This is a genomic window from Alistipes sp., assembly GCF_048465575.1.
GTDB lineage: Bacteria > Bacteroidota > Bacteroidia > Bacteroidales > Rikenellaceae > Alistipes.
Map to the genome: position 1 here is coordinate 1 of NZ_DBFWLG010000008.1, position 1,837 is coordinate 1,837.

The window sequence follows — 1,837 nt, forward strand, 5'->3', positions numbered from 1 at the left end:
ATATCCCGTACAAATGCCACGCTCGGATGCTCTATCGGGGTAGTCATAACCTTTTGTATTTCTTCACAAGACAACCATTTGCGGGATGTCTTAGGTTGGTCGGGTACATAACCAAAAAATGGATTACGTGATATAATACCTTTGTTCATGGCTCGTTTAACTAACTTCTTGAGAAAGACAATATGTTGCATCACACTACCTGTTGCCATCTTATGGTCTATTTTCAGATACATATCGTAATTCTCAATAAAGGAGTATTCCAAAGATGAAAACGGCATATCACTTTTACCGTACTTATCACGGATAAAACGGGACAGGTTCAAATGAGCGTTTACATACGCCCGATAGGTTGCAACTGTGTGGTTTATGCCTATACTTTTTCGTATTTCTTCGGTTGCTTCTTCCAGTTCCTTTAGTAACGTGGTTGGTTCTTGGGCTATATTCATAACCGCATTTTTAACACGTTCGGCTGTTACATAACCGTCTTTTTCTACAATGTAGGCATAATGCTTTTCTATGGAAGCCGAAAAGTTTTTAAGTCCTTTGTTTACGCCTGTTTCGTGTGCCGTTCTTCCGGTTGAACGCCCAGTTTTAGCATCCCATAAATCGGGATTTGTTTCCAGTCCTGTACTGAATTGGACGATTTCCCCGTCCAATGTGATACGCCCCATTATGGGACAAAGCCCGTTCTTCTTTACTTTGTTCCTGTTGATATAAAACAGGTATTTGAATGTGCTACGCATGATGTTATTATTGGTTTTTAGATTTGACAAAAGAGAACTTTCCCGCCATCCGTTCGGATAATTGCTTCATGTCGGCACTTATCTTTTGAGTGGAAACGGTCGCATAAATCTGTGTGGTGTGTATATCCTTGTGCCCCAACATCCGGCTAACTGTTTCGATAGGTACGCCTTGCGAGAGGCACAATTCCGAAGCGAAAGTATGACGGCTCATGTGATATGTCAGATTCTTTCTAATTCCGCATATTTCGGCAATGCGTTTGAGGTTTATATCAACGGTTGAATATCCGGGAACAGAGAACAGTTTCTCACAAAATCTGCCCTCTTTGTACTTTTCAATAATTTGCAAGGGAATATCTAATAGCCGTATACGGGAAACCGTACCTGTCTTTTTCCTTGCAATCACAATCCACCGTCTCTCGTCTTCGGTTGTAACAAGTTCCTTTTCAGTTAATCTTCGTATGTCGGCAAATGCCAATCCGGTGAAAGCGGAGAAAACGAATAAATCACGGATAAATGTACGGTTGGGAGAATCAAATGTAGCGTTCATTATCTTTTGTAGTTCCTCGCCTGTCAGGGTACGGTGTTCGCTCCGTCCCCGTTCCGGTTTGTACTCCGTAAATGGGTCACGGGCAATAAATCCTTTGTTGAGAGCAATGCGAACTATTTTTCTGAACGGGATAATGTAACCTAATACAGTATTCGGTTTCATCTTCAAATTCACCCGTAAATGAAAATCGTAGGCTTCGATAAAAGAGAATGTTAGTTGATTAAATGACATATCCCGCACATGGTATTTCTTTTGCAGGAAGTCAGCCAAATGACTGTAAGCATTACAATAGGTTTTATAGGTTCTTTTCTCCCTGTCTATCCCGACACGTTTACGGTAAACTTCGTTGTGTTCCGCAAATACTTTCAACAGAGTTTCCTGTGTGGAAGCGATACCCTGAAATGCGTTTTTCAATTCTTCTGCTGTTACGCTTCCCCGATTGGTTAGATACTCTTTGTAACGAGCGTGAATACTTAGATTGATTTTATCAATCTGACGGTTTACCTGTAAGGCAAGGTTACTCTTTCCTGTCATTCGTCCCGCTTTG

At 41.3% G+C, this 1,837-nt stretch carries 2 protein-coding genes; both read right to left on the reverse strand.

From position 1 onward, the window contains the following. Positions 1-743, reverse strand: a 743-nt coding sequence (locus tag ACMQ11_RS02725) for a phage integrase SAM-like domain and Arm DNA-binding domain-containing protein (protein ID WP_418991132.1), incomplete at its 3' end; no start/stop codon positions are given. Positions 744-750: 7 nt separating this feature from the next. Next, on the reverse strand, positions 751-1,837 hold a 1,087-nt coding region (locus tag ACMQ11_RS02730; RefSeq protein ID WP_418991133.1), incomplete at its 5' end, for a site-specific integrase.